Source organism: Aureisphaera sp. (assembly GCF_059726885.1).
In genome coordinates, this window is record NZ_AP041051.1 from 2,967,059 (window position 1) to 2,987,499 (window position 20,441).

Here is a 20,441-nt window from a genome sequence, read left to right on the forward strand (position 1 = left end):
CAAAGGATGCCGGTCCATGTTGGTAAATGCTCAGTAAAAATTTAACGCAACAAAACCCGTTGAAAGCCAACCGTTGTATCGACACTGGTTACTTTTAGCAAGTAACTTCCCGAAGGAAATGCCGAAAGGTCTATACTATCCAACTGATCTCCCTTTATCGAAATGAGTTCCTTCCCCTCGAGGGAATAGAGCTGAATTTGGGATATGTGTTCTTCAGATTGTACATACATGATAGAGGAGGTAGGGTTCGGGAATACCGTGAGCCCCTTCTTTAGGGTTTCAAACAGACCTAAAGTAGGATTGTATTTGCTCACGCCTCCCCAGGTACCGAACCACATATTGCCCTCCTCGTCTTCTATAATTGCTCTCACATGATCTTCGATAAGGCCATCTGCCGATGAAAGGATCGACCATTCGGTGCCATCATATACGGACACACCGAAATTGGTTCCAAAATAGAGATTGCCATTACTATCTTCCGCAATGGCCCGTACATTGTTGCCCGAGAGTCCATCGGCAATGGTAAAAGTGGTAAAATCGGTACCATCATACCTGTCCAGACCTACATTGTCATAATTGCCGAACCAAATGTTATCATTACTGTCCTGAAAAATGACATAAATATTGTTAGAGGAGAGACCATCGGCCGTCGTGATCTGTGTGAAGATAGAAGTATCATAAAAAACCGCTCCTGGTTCACCTAAACCACCGAACCAGAAATTGCCGTCGGCATCTTGAATCTGAGTTAGGTATATACCAGCGGGCATCCCTTGGGTAGGGTCTAAGGAAACCCAATGAGTGCCATCATATTTGGTAACACCACCCGATCCACAGAACCACAGATAATTATCCTTATCTTCAAGAATGTGATAAACGTTATTGTCGAAAAGTCCATCGATCATGGTATAATTGGTCCATGTGGAACCATCAAATTGGGATACTCCAGAATCATCACTGGATCCAAACCAATAATCACCTAGCGAATCCTGAAAAATGGAAAAGATGGCATTGCTTACTGCGCCATCACCTACACCATAGGAAGTCCAATTCGTTCCATCGAAGGAGCCGATTCCAGCAGAAGTGTCGTTACCCCAGTCGCCAAACCAAAAATCCCCTTCCGAATCCTGAATGATGGAGGAAATAAATCCTTCTATCAGACCATCATCGGTTGTATAATTGGTCCAAGTTTGGGCATGTAGTGTATAACCAGAAATAAAAGCCATACAGAGGGAATAAAATAGTATTTTTTTCATGACTTAGAGTTTAATGTTAACTGGTTGGTTATCCATTTTCTAGGTCTAAGTTATGTTCGATGATCCCAATAAAAAAGGAAGGGAACCTTCCCTTTATAAATAGGGGAAAGCCTTGAAAATTACCTGAAGTCGTGGTTTGTAAAAGACTGGCAGGTCAATATTACATTCCGTAAAACACTGATAGTTAAGGGAATTGGGCAGTAGTGCTACATGAATCTATACTTCCGATCGGAATTATTCTTTTTTACTGGGTGCAGCAACTTGTAGGATTATGGCAATACCCATAACCAAACAACATCCAAGGGCATTGAGCCATAAATAGGGGAGATCTATCTTTCCTATGTTATCTAACCACCAAATACCTACAATGATTATTTGTGTTATTATGGCAGCAATAAAGGTAGCACGGCTCTTTACGAACTTGATAAAAAATGCGAGCATGAATACTCCGAGGATATTTCCATAAAAGATAGACCCAATGATATTTACAAGTTCGATAAGGTTTTCAAATAGATTTGCTACACAGGCTACCAAAATGGCAATGATTCCCCAAAGAAAGGTAAACCACTTACTCATTTTGAGGTAGTGTTTGTCATCCCTGCCTTGTACATTTCTCTTGTATAGGTCAATGGCTGTGGTGGAGCCCAAGGCATTTAATTCACTCGCGGTAGAAGACATGGCGGCACTTAAAATTGCGGCTAATAGTAAACCGATGAGGCCTATGGGAAGGTTATTCAAAATAAAGTGAATAAATACATAATCCTTATCATTGGTTTCGGCTTGTGGATTCGCTCTAACAATAAGCTCTTTGGCTTGGTCACGGAGCGCTATCTCTTGGGAATTGAGTTCTTTTATTTGTGCTGCTAAATCTTCCTTTGATGCATCTGAAGCTTCGATATAGGCTATATGAAGCGTCTCTTTGTCCTTTTCCAAGGCTTCCTTTTCTGCTTGCAGATCGAAATACTCCGCTGCATATTCACTATTGAGTACATCGGCTTCCGCGGCTGGATTAAAATTTAATGGAGAACTACTAAATTGATAAAACACAAATACCATGACCCCAATAAATAGAATGAAGAATTGCATGGGAACCTTAAGGAAACCATTCATGATCATACCCATCTGGCTTTCCCGCACCGATTTCCCGGACAAATAACGTTGCACCTGACTCTGATCTGTTCCGAAATATGATAGCATCAGGAAAGTTCCTCCTATAAGCCCAGTCCAGACGGTATAACGGTTTTCAAGGTCGAATGAGAAATCCAATACCTTCATTTTATCATTTATCCCTGCGATTTCGACCGCATCTCCAAATCCAACATCCAACGGAAGTAAGTTTAGGATTATTAAAAAGGCAATGAGCATTCCACCAAAAATGACTGCCATCTGTTGCTTTTGGGTGATGTTTACAGCCTTGGTCCCGCCACTTACGGTATAAATGACCACTAAAATTCCTATTATAATGTTTAGGTAGATTAAATTCCAACCCAATACTGCAGAAAGTATAATGGATGGGGCAAAAATGGTAATTCCAGCTGCCAGCCCCCTTTGTATTAAAAAGAAAATGGCTGTTAAGGTTCGGGTTTTAAGATCGAATCTACTTTCCAAATATTCATAGGCGGTATACACCTTCAGTTTATGATACAGGGGAATAAAGACCAAACAGATGACTACCATGGCTATGGGAAGCCCAAAGTAAAACTGCACAAAACCCATTCCACTATGAAACGCCTGTCCAGGGGTTGAGAGGAAGGTAATGGCGCTTGCTTGTGTGGCCATGACACTGAGCCCTATAGTCCACCAATTAGCTTGATTTCCTCCTTTTAGGTAATCTGAAACACTTTTGTTTCCACGGGTTTTATAGATTCCAAACCCAACAATGAATAGTAAGGTGCCCAGTAAGATGATCCAATCTATGAAACTCATATATTAATTATAGCTTTGGGTAATGAGGTAAAAAATGATAAAATAAAGTACGTTGAAAAGTAATACCAACGTATAACTTTTTTTCCATTTCAAAGGTGCTTTAGGTTCTTGTTCCATTATTGACCGAGGGATAAAAGGTTTGCGAACAAGCGATACGCTCCGGAAACACCAGCGGGAAGCTCCCGGAAGAAGCTAAGTCCGGTATAGATATAATGGCCTTTTCCATGTTTGGCAATGAGCAGGGCTCCCTTGGTTTCTGGATAATCTTCGTCGTTCATTCCCAAAAGCGGTGTGAATTCCTCACCCCATTCGTTGGGAAAATAAAGTCCCCGTTCCTGAACCCAACCTTCAAAATCCAATTTGGTGATCTTGTTAGGGGAATTTAATGCAGGGTGATTAGGCTCCAATATAGAAACACTAGAGTATTCATCGGTCACACGATCACGTGACAGTTTTAGATGAAAGGGCGCGATTTTGTCCGTAACAAGCCGTCTACTGGTATTGTACTGTAATAATAATGTACCGCCATTTTCCACATAGTCGTGAAGGATATCTTGCTTAAACTGCAATTGTGGAACCGTATTGTAGGCACGAATTCCCACTACAATTGCGTCGTAGCCCTTTAGGGACTCTTCAGATATGCTTGAAGGTTCAATGGTAGTAACCGAATAACCTATTTGGGCCAAACTCTCCGGAATGGCGTCTCCCGCACCTTTAATATACCCAATGTTTTCACCCTTCTTTTCAATTGGGATCCTAGCAACTTTGGCCTGCGAGGGTATCAATACACTTTGATATGGAATATGGTCGTAGTCTATAGTAATGAGTTCCTTGGTGTGGAATGTATCCCCAATTTGGACCAAAGGTTTTATATAGCCTTCACTACGATCTTTGGGAGGGGTTACTTTGAAGGTAAGGGTTTGAGTAGATCCTTTGGTTTCCAAAGTATATGATTGGGAAGCTGGTTCTACCTTCCATCCTTGAGGATGCTGTAATGTAACAGTTCCATTTATTTGTTCCCTACCGGCCTTTATCTCGACAGGAATGTCACGGGCCTCTTCGGAAGAAAAGATGAGTACCTTTTCGGGAATGGAAGAGGTTACTGGCGGGAGTACTTCAAAAGGCCTATATACTTCACCTTTTACCGGATCGTTGAATTTATAGACAATGTCTTTTGTGATCTGAACCTGTCTTCCCTGAATAGTCAGATTAAAGTGAACTGGGAAATGATCGTTCCTTTCAGGAGAACCAATTAAGTCTTTATTGTCTACCCTATACATGCCCAAAGTTCCTTGTTGTTTCAACCAATAAGGTGCGCTGGTTTCAATCACATTAAATGTTCCTTCTACACTTTCCATGGTTTGCTTGGTATTGTTTTGAAGGGGCGTAGCCACCAATTGGGAGGGAAAAGAAATAACTGGGGAACTTACGCTGTTGAGGCTAACAGATACGTCAGATCGATTTATGGCTTCTATGGTCACTTTTACATTCCCTTTGGGTGCGATACTTTGCTGATCTGCAACAGCTTCTAGGTACAGTCCAAGGCATTGCTCTATAAGCGACTTTATTTCTTCAGTTTTTATTTCCCGCCAATGCGCGTCTTTCAGATTCTTAATCAGTTCATAAGCATCCATTAATTTAGGAACACTGGCAGCAGGGTTTTTGAAGTCGAAATCTTTTTCAACACCATATAGGATATCGCCAATGGCTTTTCCACCTTCCAAACGCGACCAAGTAGTATTGATGCCATCGAATAGGTTGGTTTTGTCTTCGGGGAAATCCCCTTTTAAAAACTCGAGGTATTCTATTTGTCCACCTCGGGTTCCAGTGCTACCAAATCCTTGGGATTTATGCATGCTTCGACTTAAGGAAGCGATCTCGCCATTGGAGAGCCCTAGTTCGGGATAATAGCTTCCAGTTTCTACTTCAAGGATATTGGTTTTGTCGGCTTCTGCAAATTTTTCACGGCTTCCATAGAACCACCAAGAGGTATTAAAAAACAAACGTTTAGGCTGCCATACGCCAAATTCCTTGGCCGTTTCGGGATATTTGGTAGCATCACCTATCATGTCGAAGGTTTCGAAACTAAGCATGGCCGATGAGGTATGGTGACCATGAGTGGTTCCCGGGTTTCTATGATTAAATCTATTTATGATAATATCTGGTTTCCATTTTCGGATGGCTCTCACTACATCACTGGTTACGGCATCACGGTTCCAAATCTCTAAGGTTTCATCTGGATGTTTTGAGTAGCCAAAGTCGTTGGCTCTTGTAAACATTTGACTTCCCCCATCGGTTGCCCTTGCCTGTAGCAGCTCTTGGGTTCTAATGACACCCAATAGTTCACGGATTTCGGGACCTACCAAATTCTGGCCACCATCGCCTCTGGTAAGGGAAAGATAGGCAGTTCTCGCTTTTACATCGTTTGCCAAATAGGAGATAAGGCGTGTGTTTTCGTCATCGGGGTGTGCTGCTACATAAAGGGCAGAACCCACGAAATTCAATTTTTTAAGATGATGGTAAATCTCTGAGGCATTCCATTTCTCCGGCTGTTGTGCAAGGAGTTGAAAGGATACCAATACGGAAAGGAAAACAAGGGATCGTAGTTTTGTATGAGCCACTGGTTATACTATTTAGTGTGTCTCAAAGATATTGAAATTTGAAACCTGCGAATCAGGCTTTAGTTTTCTTTAACATTCATAAAAAAACCGCCTTGGTATTCACCAAACCAAGGCGGGTCAGACTTAACCTCTTGTATTAGGGCAGAAAAGTCGAGGTTAAATTTTTTCGAAGGTCAGGAAGTCCGTACCTCCATTCCCACCACTAACATCAGTTAGCTCAATTCTATTGTCGCTTATGGACACAATGTCCCAATCGTCGTTCAAGTCTTCAAAATCGTTGGTGTCTGGTACGGGAAAGAAGATATTGAAATCATCATCGTCCGTACTATCATTGCTATCGCTGTCGCCAGAAGAATTGCTGTCATCGTCCTCAACAGACCAGGTTCCGTTCATTGTGGTGCTCCCATTGGTTGCCACAAGGCTACCATCATTGTTGAATCTGAAAGTATAACCTGCGAAGTCATTGGTCTCATCAGAGTCGGTATCCCAGAAATAGGTGACTTGCCAATTACCGCTTTGGGCAATACTCTTAACTTGTTCTACGCTACTTGAACTATTATTGTTCTGACTGTTATTATCTGCAGAATCTTCTTTTGAGCATGAGGTTGCCAATCCCATAAAGATTCCCAGTACTAGTATGGCGCTCCATTTTAGTTTCATGTTATTTTGGTTTATTGTTTTTCAAAAATTAGGATATCGGTTCCACCGCCACCGCCGCTTACATCCATAAGCTCGACCATGGTATCACTTACGGATACGACATCCCAGTCATCATTAAATTCTTCAAAGGGAATGGCAGTTCCAAAGTCCAGGAATAAGTTGTTATCCGAATTCTGGGCTTGCCAGGTTCCATTATTCGTATTCGAGCTGCTTTGGGCAACAACGGTTCCATCTGTATTGAATTCTACCGTATATCCTGCGTAGTCATTTGTTTGATCGTCCCCATCATCGGAGTACAGGCTCACAAACCAGGTTCCGTCGGCTAGGATGTCCGACAGATCGGAACCTCCTCCTCCAGAAGGTTCCCTTTCGAAAGTGAGGAAGTCTTCCGATCCGTCTCCGCTAACATCTTTTAAGCGTATAATGTCCTGGGTCACTTCGAGTACATCCCAGTCATCGGCCAATTCATCTAATGGAACTCCATCTCCAAAGTTTAAGCTAAGTTCGAGATCCGTTTGATCGCCATCTGAAGTATCCCATATACCATCGGTTACCATGGAGCCATTATCGGCTGTTCCTGTACCATCCATATTGAAATTGAAAACATAGTTGGCAAAGTCTGAGGTTTCATCTTCATCGTCGAAGAAGTAAGTAATGTACCAGTCGCCAGTGGTAAGGGCGGCTACAAGTTCGCCATCATCCGGTCCGTCGCCAACATCGTCACAATCACTTTCAAACTCCAATCGATCATCGCCTAATCGTAGGTCAAAGCTAAATCCGTCTCCATCCGTTTCTTCTTCGATTTCATGCAAGATCCATGGGTCGTTGAAGTCGGGTAGGTTTGGAATGTTCAGTTCTAATTCAATTCCTTCGGAAGTTTCCGAGATCTCCCAGGTTCCGGAGAAGTTATCGCTGGCACTTTCAACAGATATGGTTCCGTCTTCGTTAAAGTTGAACACATACCCTGCATATTGGTCTTCAAGGTCTTGGTCATCTCTTTCCAATTTGTCTACCATCCACTCCGAACAATCTGTGATAAGGCTTTCAAGGTCTTCTATGGTGCAGTCTTCACAATCATCGTCGTCAGGATCGTTATCATCGTCCTCGTCGCAATCGTCTGCCGCATCTTCGATAACATCTTCCAGTTCATCAAAGTCATTTATTTGTTGTGTGGTTCCATCAGAAAGGATCACTGTAATAGGAAATTGGAATACAATGATAAGGTCTTCGTCAATATCGTCTACAAAATCGAACAACTCTTCATCGCTGTTAAATACAACGGTATCAATTTGTTCATTGTTCTGATTAAATATATTGGCAGTAATAGGGTATTGGAAATCGATACATTCTATATCGTCATCGGGCGAATTGTCAGGCCCACATTGTAAGGCAGCAGCGTTTAGTTCGCCTTGGCTATTAATTACGGTTGGATTGTATCCCTCATCTATGATCGTGATGGGAAAATTGATCTCTAAGGTATCCGTGTCGTCGGGAAACTCATCAAAAATGGCTTCCACCTGATCCACATCGTCCTCAGTTGTAATAACTACTTCAATGCCATTAGCAACTACCGTTACTGGTAATTGAATGTCGAAACAGCTCGCACCATCTATAATATTATCGTACGAACCATCGTTGGTCACTGTGTTTTGAATTAATGTTTTTACATTGGCATTGGCACCAAGTATTTGGTTGGGGTCTTCTTGCACGAATTGGGTTTCTTCGGTTCTACATGAAAAAAGAGCAGCTGCAACGAAGAGTGCTAGTAAAGATTTTTTTAGTATTGATTTCATAGCTTTAGTATTGATTAACATTTTTTGCTAGGTTTACTACTAAAACAACTTGCATATAAAAACTCCTGAAAGTTTTTTTGATTTTTTTATTTACTAACTTTCACACTTTATAAAAACAACTAGCTTGGCCAAGAACCTGAACGAAGATATTTGTCGTGAAAGCGTCTTTTCGAAAGTGTACGAGAAATATTCGAAAGACGTGCATGATTTCCTCTATTATAAATATGGGGAGCAATTAAACCCTGGCGACAAAGCACAGGAAGCGTTCATTAAATTATGGGAGAACTGCGCCAAAGTAACTTGGGAGTCGGCCAAATCCTTTTTGTTCACTGTTGCCAATAATATGATGTTAAATGAAGTGAAGCATCAGAAAGTCGTTCTAAGGCATAGGCAATTGAAACCTAAGGAGCATACGAATGAAGATCCTGAGTTTGTCCTTAGGCAACAAGAGTTTTTAAATCAATATGAAAATGCATTGGCCAATTTAACAGAAGAACAGCGCGTAGCTTTTACGTTGAATAAGATTGAAGGAAAAAAACACAGTGAAATAGCCGAAATTTTGGGAGTGACTCAAAAAGTGGTGGAATATCGAATTTATAGTGCGTTCAATAAGCTGAAAAGCGAGTTGAAAGGATTCAAATTAAAATAATTCAGGAGTTTTAAGGGGACAGTTGTTATATAGGTAAGAAAAGCATTGTATGGATAAAGATTACTTAATAGAAAAATGGTTGAAGGACGATCTTACACCCGAAGAACGCAAGGCGTTCGAGGCACTAGATGATCATGACCTGAACACAGCCATTATTGAAAATGCTGCACATTTTAAGGCTTCCCATTTCTCTGAAGTACCAGATTTTGATACCTTCAAAAAGGGCTTGCCTTCAAAAAAATCGAATAAACCAGTGCGGTATATGTCGCCTCTAATGCGCATTGCTGCTGTTCTGGTAATTGGATTAGGACTTTATTTCCTATTCTTTTTCAATAGCCTCAATACAGTAAGCACCTTGGCTTCCGAGAAAACGAACATTACCTTACCGGACCAATCTGAAGTCGTTCTTAATGCACTTTCCACACTTAGTTTTAACGAAGGTAATTGGGAAGATAAAAGAGAAGTTTCCTTAGATGGTGAGGCCTATTTCAAGGTGGCCAAAGGAAAGGTGTTCGATGTAAAAACAGTAGATGGAGTGGTAACCGTAGTGGGAACACAGTTCAATGTAAAACAACGTCAAGGTTTCTTTGAAGTGAAGTGCTTTGAAGGAATTGTTCGTGTGAGTGCAGGGGAGACCGTAAGGGAATTAAGGGCAGGCGATGCGTTCCGTCTTATGGATGGAAGCCTCAGTTTTTCCAAAACTTCCTATCTACAGCCACAATGGACCAAGAACGTAAGTAGTTTTAAAACAGTTCCTTTCACCAAGGTAATTGCTGAGTTAGAAAGACAATACAACGTGACAATTATCATTTCCCCTTCTAATTTCAATCCTGAATTTAGCGGTGGTTTTGTACACGACAGTTTAGAGAATGCTTTAAAATCGATTACACAGCCCTTAGAATTAACCTATACAATTGAATCGAATAATACTGTGAGGCTGGAAAAACGTGAATAGTAAATCAGGCTTTTTACTCATCTTTTTATTGTGGGCAGGATGTTTTTTGGGGTGGGCCCAAGAGACCAAGCCATTGGTACAGGTATTGTCTCAATTAGAGGATCGCTATACATGTACCTTTAACTATGCAGAACGCACGGTATTGGACATCTATGTCGAAACCCCCGCTGCCGAACAAACCCTACTACAAGCTGTAAACTCATTGGCAGAGCAAACGGGACTCATCTTCGAAGTACTGGAGAATAACTTTGTGTCCATAAAACAGAATACGTCTCTTTCCCTCTGTGGTTATATACTTGACAAAGACACATTAGAGCCTTTGCCTGGCGCTACTATTCAGGCAGGTGGTGCTTCCGTAATTACCAATGCGCAAGGGTATTTTAAGATTCGGGTACAGCATGCCCAGGCATCTGTTTCCATTCGGTATTTGGGGTACAAAACGTTGGAACGGAATTATCAGTATTTCAAGACCACTTCATGCGATGCCGTGTATTTGGTTCCTAAGACCGAGCAACTATCCCAGGTAATCCTTTCTAACTACTTGGTACAGGGAATCGATAAACTAAATACTGGGGATTTTCAGATCGATGTGGAAAAATTCGGATTGCTGCCGGGATTAATTGAACCGGACGTGTTACAAGCTGTTCAAGCTTTTCCTGGAATACAGAGTATCAACGAAACGGTTTCCAATATCAATATTCGCGGAGGGACACATGATCAGAACCTTATTCTTTGGGATGATATTAAAATGTACAAAACCGGACATTTCTTTGGACTTATTTCGGCATTTAACCCACAAATAACCCAGAAAGTATCATTGCGCAAGAACGGAACCCCTTCGGCATATTCGGATGGTGTGTCCGGAACGATAGCCATGGAAACGGAACAGGAGGTAAATGTGGAATGGAAAGGAAACCTCGGGGTGAACTTGATTGATGCGAGTGGGTTTTTGGACATACCTATTAGCGAAAAGTCGTCTCTGCAGTTCGCAGGAAGAAAATCCATTAGCGATGTTTGGAAAACACCAACGTATGAGTCGTATTTCGATCGGATCTCCCAGAATACCGAAGTATCCGAAAATTCGGAGGCGGCAGTCAATACAGATCAGACATTCGATTTTTACGATGTTTCATTACGATGGCTATACCGCTTAAGTGATAAAGATCGATTGCGATTGAATTTCATCGTAATGGATAATCAATTGGCTTTCGATGAAAATGCTACGGTATCCGGTGTAGAAACGACTAGGACCAGCAGTGTAACCCAAAACAACCTTGCCGGAGGGCTTTTTTATGAGCGGGAATGGAGCGATGCTTTTACCACTACATTTCAAATCTATGAAAGTGATTACAGGCTAAGGGCAATCAATGCCAATTTGCTGTTGTCACAGCGATTCCTGCAAGAGAATAAAGTGTCTGAAACTGGAAGCCGTTTAAAGGGTAGTTATCAATTTAACGAGCGATGGACCGGTCATTTGGGGTACCAATTTATAGAAACCAAAGTCACCAACTTAGACGATGTTGATGTTCCCTTGTTCCGTTCCTTAATTGCAGAAGTGGTGCGTTCGCATAGTGGATTTATTCAAGGGGATTACCTTTCGGTTGATCAAAACACTAGAATGCAATTGGGCTTTCGGTACAATTATCTGGATAAATTTCAGAAGAGTATTTTTGAACCCAGAATTACCATTACCCAAAAGTTTGCCGAATACTTTAGTGTCGAATTACTGGGTGAGATGAAGCATCAGGTAGCTTCCCAAATCATTAATTTTCAGAATGACTTTTTAGGGGTAGAAAAGCGGAGATGGCAATTGGCCAATGATGCCGATATCCCTGTATTGGAGAGTAAACAGGCCGCATTGGGCTTGAATTACTCAAGAAAAGGTTGGTTGTTGAGTGCCGAAGGATATTTTAAGAAGGTGGAGGGAATCACCACCCAAAGTCAAGGATTTCTGGATCAGTACGAATTTGTTAAATCGGCAGGTAGCTATGAAGTTTTTGGTTTGGACTTTCTGTTTCGCAAACGGATACAGGATCTTAATTTCTGGATGAGCTATTCCTTTATGGACAATACCTATACCTTCGAAAATCTTCAAGAAGAATCTTTCCCTAGCAACTTAGACATTACCCATGCCGTGGTCGGCGGGATTAGCTATAACTATAAAGACCTAAAAGTATCTACAGGGATTAATTGGCGAACCGGAAAGCCTACCACAGAACCTATGATGGGAAATGAAGTGGTTCAAAATGCCGTTAATTACGCATCCTCCAACACGGAACGTTTAGATGATTACCTTAGATGGGACGCTTCCCTTATGTACGATCTAATTTTTGAGAAAACGCGATGGCAGTTTGGTGTTTCCGTTTGGAACTTGTTGAACACTAATAACGAGATTAATCGTTTCTATCGGGTAAACCAGACAAATGAGGCACAGCAATTTAGGCAGACTTCATTAGGCATTACCACCAACGCTACCATTCGGTGTTATTTTTAAGCTATATACCTAGGGAATCCCTTAGGAATACATACTTATTGGAATTTTGACCCCAGTAGGCAGATTTAATCTGCTTCATTTTTTTAGCCGTGGTGGTCAGTCCATTGGGGTGGGTCTCTTTCCAACCTTCAATAATATATGGAAACTCACTATTGAATTGAATAACGAGTTCCCTATTGTGAGTAGGATACGTTAAGGTATAGCTAGAAATACCGCTGTCTTGCTTTAGGCTTGCCGTGGCTTTGGTTGGGGCCAACTCCTTATGGCTCATTCGGGCAAACTCGAAACTTGGAAGGATATCGAAATTCCCCGTTGGAAGTTCTTCAGGATTAATACGGATAAGGTTCCATAATTCACTTTCTAACCAAACTTCTGGAACTTTCCATTCCTGATCTGCTTCCCCTTCAAAGTAGGAATGCGCTTTCAGTTCGTAGCCATTTCTGTTGTTAAGCTGCATATATACATGGCCACACCATTCCTGCATGGAGTGAGAAACCTTTATTGCATGACTTTGCTCCGAAACAGGACTGAAAGTACTCGTCATAACCGAATAAGGATAAATTCCGGTAAGGTATTTTTTAGTATTATTCAATTTCAGTACTGGAATGTTGTTAGGTGCCGAGCGATTTGCCTTTACCTGAACTTCTGGAAGGAAATCCTCGGTAACATAGATGTTTACCGATGTGCCTTCCCTCAATTCACCATAACGCTCCTGTGATAGGGAATAAGAAGTAATCTCAGCTGTTCCTCCGTACCAATACTCTTTAAATTCTTCCGATAGATTTCTTCGCTCGGACAAGGTATTCTCTACTATGGAACCCGAAGACATGGCAAGTGTTTGGTCTTCTTTTTTTGAATTCTGGCAGGATTGAAGGATCACAAGGGATACCAACAGAAGTGAAAATTGGATCGCATTTTTCATGACAGCATATTTTCTATAAAGGTACGCTACACACCCTTATCGGCAATCTCCATTAACGTTTTGTAAACAAGCCTAGTGGGCAGTCCCATGACGTTAAAAAAGCAGCCTTCCAGTTTTTCGATCCCAATATATCCCAGCCAGTCCTGTATACCGTAGCTTCCTGCTTTGTCATAAGGTCGATAGGCGTCTAAATAATAGTCTATTTCTTCTTCGGTAAGTGTTTTAAACCAAACTTTTGTGCGGTCATTTACCGTTTTTTGAAAGTTGTTCCCCGTAAAGCACACTGAAGTGAACACTTCATGGGAAGTACCACTTAACTCGAATAGCATTCTTTTGGCATCTTCCGTATCTTTTGGTTTGCCAATGGCAGCGCCATCTTTCCAAACAATGGTGTCGCTGGTTACAATGATATCCTTTTCGCCAATATCGTTAAAGACAGCAGCTTTCAATTGTGCTAGGTAATCTGTTATGGCGTCTTCTTTCAGTTCTTCGGGATAGACTTCATCCACTTCTCGAACATCAACACTGAAATCTATGTCCAGTAATTTGAAGAAATTCTGCCGCCTCGGAGAGCCGGAGGCAAGGATTATATTGTGGTTTGTTAGCTTACTTCTTAGCATGAAGGATTAGATTAATTTATTCTTTAATTGTTGTTTTGCGCCCAGAAACCATTCCTCTTTCAGAATACTCAAGACAATACTGCTTCTTCGTCCTTCGGGAGCTGTACAGTTGTTCCTTAGGATACCTTCGGGTGTGCAGCCAATACTCTTCATAGCGGCAATACTTCGTGCGTTATTCGCATCTGCACGGAACTCCACACGTTCTACATTTATTACCTCAAATGCGAACTCGAGCAAAAGGTATTTGCAATGCTTATTAAGTCCGGTTCCTTGAAAATCTTTTCCATACCAAGTGTAGCCCAGTTGAAGGGTTTTGTGGTAGGGCTGAATATCATAAAATCGGGTACTGCCTGCGTAACGCTGGACATTCTTATCGAAAACAATAAAAGGGTAGGAGTCCCCGATATTCTTTTTTTCAAAAGCAACATCCATATAATCCCTGAAATTCTCTTCGCCAGCTCCAGAGATCAATGAATAGGTCCAAAGCTCGGGCTCGTAAATGGAAAATGGCAACAAATGGTCTATATCCCCTTTTTCAAGAGGCCTTAGCAATACACGATCGTTCTCCAATGTGAAGGTTCTGGATACATCAAAATTCATACGGGCAGGAAGGATTTAGCGAAAAGGGGAAGGGAGCATACCCCTAATAACATGATTATTTTTAATAGTACCGATAAACCGGCATAGTCCTTTTTGGTCTCAGCGTTCCATGCTTTAATACAGAAAATGAGCAGGGGGGCAGCGATTAAAAAGACAAAATAAAACGAAAGCCAGGTGTAGGTATATAATTTAAGATAAGTGATATATAAGATTCCTAGAAACGTTATGGCTCCCATGGCAAATACCAGATTGGTAGCTCGGGTTCTTCCCAATACAATGGGCAGGGAATTCCTTCCGCCATTTTTATCCCCATCTATATCCTGAAGGTCCTTTACAATTTCCCGTATGAGGTTCATAAAAAAAGCAAAACCCGCATAGAATAGAATAACCTTGGAGGCCTTAACCTGTAAAGGTGTCACTTCCAAATCGATAGTTGGGTAGATATCGAAAAGTATCATTACCATTAAACTCATGGCAACCAATAGGGAAACCAATAGGTTCCCCACCAGCAGCATTGCCTTTACATGGGTGGCATAGATATACAACAGGGCGGAAATGCCAATAAAAACTGCGGTCAATCCGGGATGGCCAATGGAGTTTGCCAAATAAAACCCTAATCCCACTCCCATAATGTTTAGGACTATGTAATAGTTGTACGCTTTTTTTTCTGAAAGAAGCCGCCAAACGATCATTTTATCCGGCTTGTTAATTCGATCAACAGCTTCGTCAAAAATATCGTTGACCACATTACCTGCGCCTGCAATTAGGAGAGTAATAATCACCAATATCACAAATTGAATTGTTGAAAGTTGGGTTTGTACCTGCCAAGATTCTAGGAGACCATATTTTATAAGACATTGTATAAGAACAATGAGCAATAGATTGATGGGCCTTAGAAGCTTTACATATGAAATCATAGCAAATACATCTAGTCGTATCGGGCACTGGCACTACCGTTACTAATCCAGTTTCCCTGCACCTTGAGCACCTGTTCTACTACATCGCGTACAGCGCCCTTTCCTCCTTTTTTATGCGAAATATACTTGCAGACTGCTTTTATTTCAGGAACTGCATCTTGGGGACAACAGGGAAGACCCACCATTTTCATGGCTTCCAGGTCCGGAATATCGTCGCCCATATAAATTACATTTTCGGATTTAATATTGTTTTTCGAAAAGTAATTCTGGAGTAATTCTATTTTGTGCTTTGCACCTAAATGAATGTCTTTTATTCCCAACCCTTCTAAACGCTTTCGCACGCCTTCATTGGTTCCTCCGCTGATAGCACAAATATTATAGTTGTGATCTACTGCGGTCTTGAGGGCAAATCCATCCTTTACGTTCATGCTTCGGAAAAGCTCCCCTTCTGTATTTATGAGAATAGACCCATCGGTCAGGACTCCGTCTACATCGAAAATAAAAGTGGTAATGTGCTGTAAATACTCTTTATAACTTTTTTCCATGTGTTTTAGAAATGGATTTGGTTAGCGATCTGTATATTCTTCGATACTCCCTTTGTTCCAAAAGGCCCAAGTGTTTGGAAATGGTCTTGCGATCCTTTCTTTTGGCTGGACCTGTTTGCGCTTCGGAAGGGGAGAGTGTTTGCACTTTCATGGCGGTTTCCTTGATAAGTGGCTTTAATAGATCGAAGCTAATATTATGCTTTTTAAGGTATTCATCGGAAAGGTGATATAAATGATTGGTGAAGTTATTCGCAAAAACGGCAGCCAAATGTAGCTGAGTGCGTTTTTCTGAAGTAACCCGTTCTACTTTTTCCGAAATGTGCCGGGCCAGCGAACTGAGAAGCGCGTAATCTTCTTCGTAATCCGCTTCGATGCAAATAGGTATTTCCTTAAAATCTACTGCCCTGTCTTGGGAAAAGGTTTGAAGTGGATAGAACACCCCTTTACGGTTCTTTTCCGATAATGTTTCCATAGAGACACTGCCCGATGTGTGAACCACTAATCGGTTAGTGAAATCAAGCTGCTCCGATATGGCTTCAATGGCATCATCGGGAGCCGAAATTATGTATAGGTCGGCCTCTTTCAACCCTTGTAAATCTGTGGTAGTAGGTGTGCCCTCCAAGTTTGAGATTGTACTTCTACTGGCAATTTGAACCACTTGTACATGGCTAGAAGCATCGAAAGCATGATACAGGTGGAGGCCCACATTTCCAAAACCGATAATTACTACGGAAATCATATAACGAAGGTAGAATTTTTAAGTGAATACCCCATTAATTATTCTTAATTTAGTACTTCTATGAAGGAAATCAAAGAAAGGGAAGATGTACTGCTTTTGGTTCGGACTTTTTATGGAAAAGTGCGAAAAGATGACTTGTTGGGACCCATTTTCAATTCAGCAATAGAGGATTGGGAAACGCATTTTGAGCGATTGACCGATTTTTGGCAGACCAATCTTTTTTTTGAAAAAAAATATAAAGGTGATCCAATGCAAAAGCATATTGAGGTAGATGTGGCCAATAACCATTCTATTAATGAAATGCATTTTGGGGTTTGGTTAAATCTATGGTTTCAGACCATTGATGAATTGTTCGAAGGCGAAGTAGCAACTATTGCGAAAAATAGGGCAAGGAATATGGGAACTTTCATTCACCTAAAGATTTTCGAAGCCAGGGCCAAGACTTCTTGAAATTATTAGAATTACCTTAACAGCTACGGATGTAGTTATTGTGAACTCAAATCCGTAAATTTGCACAAAAATTTCAGATGCAAAAGAAACTTGCAAGCCTTCTTTTCTCCACCCGACTTACCGCTATCTTATTTTTGATCTTTGCCATCGCCATGGCTGTGGGGACATTTCTAGATGCATCCTACGAACGCCCACCCTCAAATTATGCTAGGGAATGGATTTTCAACGCCTGGTGGTTCGAGGCGATTATGGTGTTTTTTGTAATCAATTTTGTCGGAAATATTTTTCGGTTTCGATTGCACCGCAAGGAAAAATGGGCGACGCTTCTCCTGCATTTATCTTTCATTCTTATCATTATAGGTGCTTTTGTGACCCGTTATATAGGTTATGAGGGTAGTATGCTTATTCGGGAAGGAGCGACCGAAAGTAGTTTTCTTTCTGAAAAAACCTACTTAGATGTCTTTATCGATGGGGATTACAAGATTGATGGGGTTCCTCAAAGGAGGCAAATTCCTTTGAAGGAATTGCGCTTAAGTGAACGACTGAACAACGACTTTGTAGTTGAAACCGATTACAACCAGCAACCCATAACTATACGATATAAAGACTTCATTTCTAACGCAGAAGAAGGACTGGTGGCTTCTGAAGACGGTGAAGAATACCTCAAGATTGTAGAGGCGGGCGATGGTAACCGCCATGATCATTGGATTAAGGTAGGAGAGGTGATGAATATTCACAACGTACTATTTGCGGTGAATAAGGATACGCCTGGTGCTATAAATATTAATATCACGGAATCGGGCGATTATACCATTGAAAGTCCTTTCGAAGGAAGTTTTATGCGCATGGCGGATCGTTTTCAAGGGGAGGTGGTAGCAGACAGTGTCCAGCCACTTAACCTTCGATCCCTCTATCAGATGGCCAGTATGGCTTTTGTATTACCAGAACCAGTAAGTACTGGTACATACAGAGCTGTAAAGTCCGAAAATGAAACAGGTGTGGATGCTTTGGTACTAGAGGTTTCTTCCAATGGTGAAAGTAAGGAGATAGATTTAATGGGCGGGAAGTTCCAAGCTCCAGATCCACGCAGTATAGATGTAGGCGGTTTGAAAGTCTATCTAACCTATGGTTCCAAAAAATATGAGCTCCCTTTTAGTATTACCTTAAATGATTTTATCGCAGACAAACAACCTGGAACGGAGAAGGTATATGCTGCTTTTCGGAGTAAGGTAACCGTAAACAATACAGAACAGGATTATTTCGATTATGACATTTTCATGAACCACGTTCTGGATCATAAAGGATATCGATTCTTTCAAGCCTCTTTCAGTCCGGATGAAAAAGGAACAGTACTTTCTGTAAATAAAGACTTCTGGGGTACCTGGATTACCTATATCGGTTACTTCCTATTGTACATTGGCCTTATGGCTATTTTATTTGATAGAAGAACCCGCTTTGCCGATCTAAAAAAGATGTTGGACAAAGTGAAGGACAAGAAAGCCAAGCTTACCACGATTGTACTTTTGTTAGGTGCGTTTGCCATGAATGGGCAGGATGGACACTCCATGCGTGCCACCAATGCGCAGATCGATTCAATTATCCAAGCAAATGCAGTTTCTAAGGAGCATGCCGCGAAGTTTGGAAACTTGGTTATTCAGGACAATGGAAGGATGAAACCCCTAAACACCTTTGCCAGCGAATTGCTGCGAAAGGTAAGTGGGAAGGATGAGTTTAATGGTTTGGATGCGAACCAGGTCTTTCTATCCATGACAGAGTTAAGGCTTGTTTGGTATGAAACCCCCGTCATTAAGCTAGATTGGAGAAATGACAGTATTAAGAAAGTGATCGGTGTATCTAAGGAAACGAAAAAAGCCTCCTTACTGGATCTCTTCGATGAAAAGGGCAACAATAAATTGGGGCCCTATTTAGAAAAGGCTTCTTCAAAAACCAATCCTAACCAGTTCGAAAAAGACTTTATAAAACTCTATGAGAAGTCTTCCTTATTAAGTCAGGCGTTAAGCGGAAGTATTTTAAAAGTATTCCCGGTACCTGGCGATGAAAACAACAAATGGGTTTCTTTTCCAGAGCTGCAGGAATATCGTTTTACGGGAATGGATTCCCTGTATGCCCGCAACATCCTGCCATTGTATTTTGACAGTGTTAAGAAGGCGAGGGCAGATGGTGATTATACCAAGGCAAATGAATTTTTGGAAAGTATTACCAATTTCCAAAAAAGGCATGGAAGCGAGGTAATGCTTTCTGAGGAGAAGGTTGAAATGGAAGTGCTTTATAATAAGATCGACCTTTTCAATAGGCTCTTTCATTATTTTATGATGTTTGGGGTGTTCATGTTCATCTTTATCATAGCTCAAATATTTCAGGATAATAAAGTCCTGCAATGGGCCATTCAAATTTGTAAAGTGTGCATTTGGATTCTATTTGTACTTATGATCGGTGGCTTGGTGATGCGATGGTACATTAGTGGCCATGCACCTTGGAGCGATGCCTATGAAAGCATCATTTACGTGAGTTGGGCAACCATGTTCTTTGGACTGGCATTTGGCCGTAAAAGCAATCTTACGATATCGGCTACTGCCTTTGTAGCTTCTATGTTACTATGGGTAGCACATATGAGTTGGGTAGACCCTGCCATAGGCAATTTGCAACCCGTTTTGGATAGCTACTGGCTCATGATACATGTGGCTGTAATTGTGGCCAGTTATGGTCCTTTTACGTTAGGAATGATCCTTGGTGCGGTGGCATTACTCTTAATGCTTCTTACCAATAAAAAGAATAAGGTAAAAATGGACCTAAACATAAAAGAGATTACAATAATCACTGAAATGGCACTGACCGTCGGATTGGTAATGCTGACCATTGGGAACTTCTTGGGTGGGCAATGGGCCAACGAAAGTTGGGGTCGTTACTGGGGCTGGGACCCTAAGGAAACTTGGGCACTTATTAGTATTATGATATATGCTTTTGTAATACACGCCAGATTGGTGCCAGGTTTACGTGGGAGATGGTTGTTCAACGTAATGGCTATTTTCGCCTATGCCTCAATTATGATGACTTATTTTGGGGTTAATTTCTACCTTACAGGATTGCATTCGTATGCAAGTGGTGATGTGCCTGTAACACCTAGTTTTGTGTTTTATATACTTACCTTCTTTATATTATTGAGTATAGCGTCTTATTTTCAATACAAAAAGTACTATGTCATAAAAAAAGGATAATGCAGCTGCATTATCCTTTCGCCATAAAATTAAACAAACGTTGGTCGGGGGACTATTTGTT

At 41.2% G+C, this 20,441-nt stretch carries 16 protein-coding genes; 5 read left to right on the forward strand and 11 right to left on the reverse strand.

Annotated elements, in window-relative coordinates; genetic code table 11:
• Positions 1-41 precede the first annotated feature (41 nt).
• The 5 genes from AC6JAD_RS13210 to AC6JAD_RS13230 form a co-directional block, all read right to left on the reverse strand.
• Positions 42-1,253, reverse strand: coding sequence for a two-component regulator propeller domain-containing protein (locus AC6JAD_RS13210; protein ID WP_461303677.1), 1,212 nt, complete (start codon positions 1,251-1,253; stop codon positions 42-44).
• Positions 1,254-1,487: 234 nt separating this feature from the next.
• Positions 1,488-3,179 carry a sodium:solute symporter family protein gene (locus AC6JAD_RS13215; protein ID WP_461303678.1) on the reverse strand — a complete coding sequence of 564 codons (1,692 nt, stop codon included), beginning with the start codon at positions 3,177-3,179 and terminating at the stop codon, positions 1,488-1,490.
• 116 nt (positions 3,180-3,295) lie between these two features.
• Positions 3,296-5,800: a PIG-L family deacetylase gene (locus tag AC6JAD_RS13220; protein WP_461303679.1), complete on the reverse strand. Its 2,505-nt coding sequence runs from the start codon at positions 5,798-5,800 to the stop codon at positions 3,296-3,298.
• 156 nt (positions 5,801-5,956) lie between these two features.
• Positions 5,957-6,460, reverse strand: coding sequence for a hypothetical protein (locus tag AC6JAD_RS13225; protein ID WP_461303680.1), 504 nt, complete (start codon positions 6,458-6,460; stop codon positions 5,957-5,959).
• Between the two features lie 11 nt (positions 6,461-6,471).
• The gene (locus AC6JAD_RS13230; protein WP_461303681.1) at positions 6,472-8,253 is read right to left on the reverse strand and encodes a hypothetical protein; all 1,782 of its coding nucleotides are present in this window, start codon (positions 8,251-8,253) and stop codon (positions 6,472-6,474) included.
• Between the two features lie 124 nt (positions 8,254-8,377).
• Here AC6JAD_RS13230 and AC6JAD_RS13235 point away from each other — a divergent pair, with 124 nt between their 5' ends.
• From AC6JAD_RS13235 to AC6JAD_RS13245, 3 genes are read left to right on the forward strand one after another with little or no spacing between them, the layout of a single operon-like run.
• The gene (locus AC6JAD_RS13235) at positions 8,378-8,902 is read left to right on the forward strand and encodes an RNA polymerase sigma factor (protein ID WP_461303682.1); all 525 of its coding nucleotides are present in this window, start codon (positions 8,378-8,380) and stop codon (positions 8,900-8,902) included.
• Between the two features lie 49 nt (positions 8,903-8,951).
• Complete coding sequence (locus AC6JAD_RS13240; protein ID WP_461303683.1) at positions 8,952-9,857, forward strand: FecR family protein; 906 nt, start codon at positions 8,952-8,954, stop codon at positions 9,855-9,857.
• Complete coding sequence (locus AC6JAD_RS13245; protein ID WP_461303684.1) at positions 9,850-12,351, forward strand: TonB-dependent receptor; 2,502 nt, start codon at positions 9,850-9,852, stop codon at positions 12,349-12,351. Before AC6JAD_RS13240 ends, AC6JAD_RS13245 begins: the two co-directional genes overlap by 8 nt.
• 1 nt (position 12,352) lies before the next feature.
• On the opposite strand, the gene AC6JAD_RS13250 is transcribed toward AC6JAD_RS13245, so the two are convergent.
• The 6 genes from AC6JAD_RS13250 to AC6JAD_RS13275 are packed head-to-tail and all read right to left on the reverse strand — an operon-like array spanning position 12,353 to position 16,694.
• A complete protein-coding gene (locus tag AC6JAD_RS13250; RefSeq protein WP_461303685.1) occupies positions 12,353-13,273 on the reverse strand; it encodes a septum formation inhibitor Maf in 921 nt (306 codons plus the stop codon).
• A 26-nt stretch (positions 13,274-13,299) separates the two neighbouring features.
• Entirely contained in the window at positions 13,300-13,893 is a 594-nt protein-coding gene (locus AC6JAD_RS13255) for a Maf family nucleotide pyrophosphatase (protein ID WP_461303686.1), read from the reverse strand.
• Between the two features lie 6 nt (positions 13,894-13,899).
• Entirely contained in the window at positions 13,900-14,493 is a 594-nt protein-coding gene (locus AC6JAD_RS13260) for a GNAT family N-acetyltransferase (protein ID WP_461303687.1), read from the reverse strand.
• Complete coding sequence (locus AC6JAD_RS13265) at positions 14,490-15,410, reverse strand: geranylgeranylglycerol-phosphate geranylgeranyltransferase (protein WP_461303688.1); 921 nt, start codon at positions 15,408-15,410, stop codon at positions 14,490-14,492. Before AC6JAD_RS13265 ends, AC6JAD_RS13260 begins: the two co-directional genes overlap by 4 nt.
• 11 nt (positions 15,411-15,421) lie before the next feature.
• A complete protein-coding gene (locus AC6JAD_RS13270) occupies positions 15,422-15,955 on the reverse strand; it encodes a KdsC family phosphatase (protein ID WP_461303689.1) in 534 nt (177 codons plus the stop codon).
• Positions 15,939-16,694: a Rossmann-like and DUF2520 domain-containing protein gene (locus AC6JAD_RS13275; RefSeq protein ID WP_461303690.1), complete on the reverse strand. Its 756-nt coding sequence runs from the start codon at positions 16,692-16,694 to the stop codon at positions 15,939-15,941. The genes AC6JAD_RS13270 and AC6JAD_RS13275 overlap by 17 nt, the downstream gene beginning before the upstream one ends.
• 60 nt (positions 16,695-16,754) lie before the next feature.
• On the opposite strand from AC6JAD_RS13275, the gene AC6JAD_RS13280 reads away from it, so the two are divergent.
• Both AC6JAD_RS13280 and AC6JAD_RS13285 read left to right on the forward strand, forming a co-directional pair.
• A complete protein-coding gene (locus AC6JAD_RS13280; RefSeq protein ID WP_461303691.1) occupies positions 16,755-17,144 on the forward strand; it encodes a group III truncated hemoglobin in 390 nt (129 codons plus the stop codon).
• A gap of 77 nt (positions 17,145-17,221) precedes the next feature.
• Entirely contained in the window at positions 17,222-20,380 is a 3,159-nt protein-coding gene (locus AC6JAD_RS13285) for a cytochrome c biogenesis protein (RefSeq protein ID WP_461303692.1), read from the forward strand.
• Positions 20,381-20,441: the final 61 nt, after the last annotated feature.

Bases quoted from the DNA above. Each gene is read 5' to 3' on its own strand.
- AC6JAD_RS13210 (WP_461303677.1), bottom strand. From the start codon at position 1,253: ATGAAAAAAATACTATTTTATTCCCTCTGTATGGCTTTTATTTCTGGT.
- AC6JAD_RS13215 (WP_461303678.1), bottom strand. From the start codon at position 3,179: ATGAGTTTCATAGATTGGATCATCTTACTGGGCACCTTACTATTCATT.
- AC6JAD_RS13225 (WP_461303680.1), bottom strand. From the start codon at position 6,460: ATGAAACTAAAATGGAGCGCCATACTAGTACTGGGAATCTTTATGGGA.
- AC6JAD_RS13230 (WP_461303681.1), bottom strand. From the start codon at position 8,253: ATGAAATCAATACTAAAAAAATCTTTACTAGCACTCTTCGTTGCAGCT.
- AC6JAD_RS13240 (WP_461303683.1), top strand. From the start codon at position 8,952: ATGGATAAAGATTACTTAATAGAAAAATGGTTGAAGGACGATCTTACA.
- AC6JAD_RS13250 (WP_461303685.1), bottom strand. From the start codon at position 13,273: ATGAAAAATGCGATCCAATTTTCACTTCTGTTGGTATCCCTTGTGATC.
- AC6JAD_RS13255 (WP_461303686.1), bottom strand. From the start codon at position 13,893: ATGCTAAGAAGTAAGCTAACAAACCACAATATAATCCTTGCCTCCGGC.
- AC6JAD_RS13260 (WP_461303687.1), bottom strand. From the start codon at position 14,493: ATGAATTTTGATGTATCCAGAACCTTCACATTGGAGAACGATCGTGTA.
- AC6JAD_RS13265 (WP_461303688.1), bottom strand. From the start codon at position 15,410: ATGATTTCATATGTAAAGCTTCTAAGGCCCATCAATCTATTGCTCATT.
- AC6JAD_RS13270 (WP_461303689.1), bottom strand. From the start codon at position 15,955: ATGGAAAAAAGTTATAAAGAGTATTTACAGCACATTACCACTTTTATT.
- AC6JAD_RS13275 (WP_461303690.1), bottom strand. From the start codon at position 16,694: ATGATTTCCGTAGTAATTATCGGTTTTGGAAATGTGGGCCTCCACCTG.
- AC6JAD_RS13280 (WP_461303691.1), top strand. From the start codon at position 16,755: ATGAAGGAAATCAAAGAAAGGGAAGATGTACTGCTTTTGGTTCGGACT.
- AC6JAD_RS13285 (WP_461303692.1), top strand. From the start codon at position 17,222: ATGCAAAAGAAACTTGCAAGCCTTCTTTTCTCCACCCGACTTACCGCT.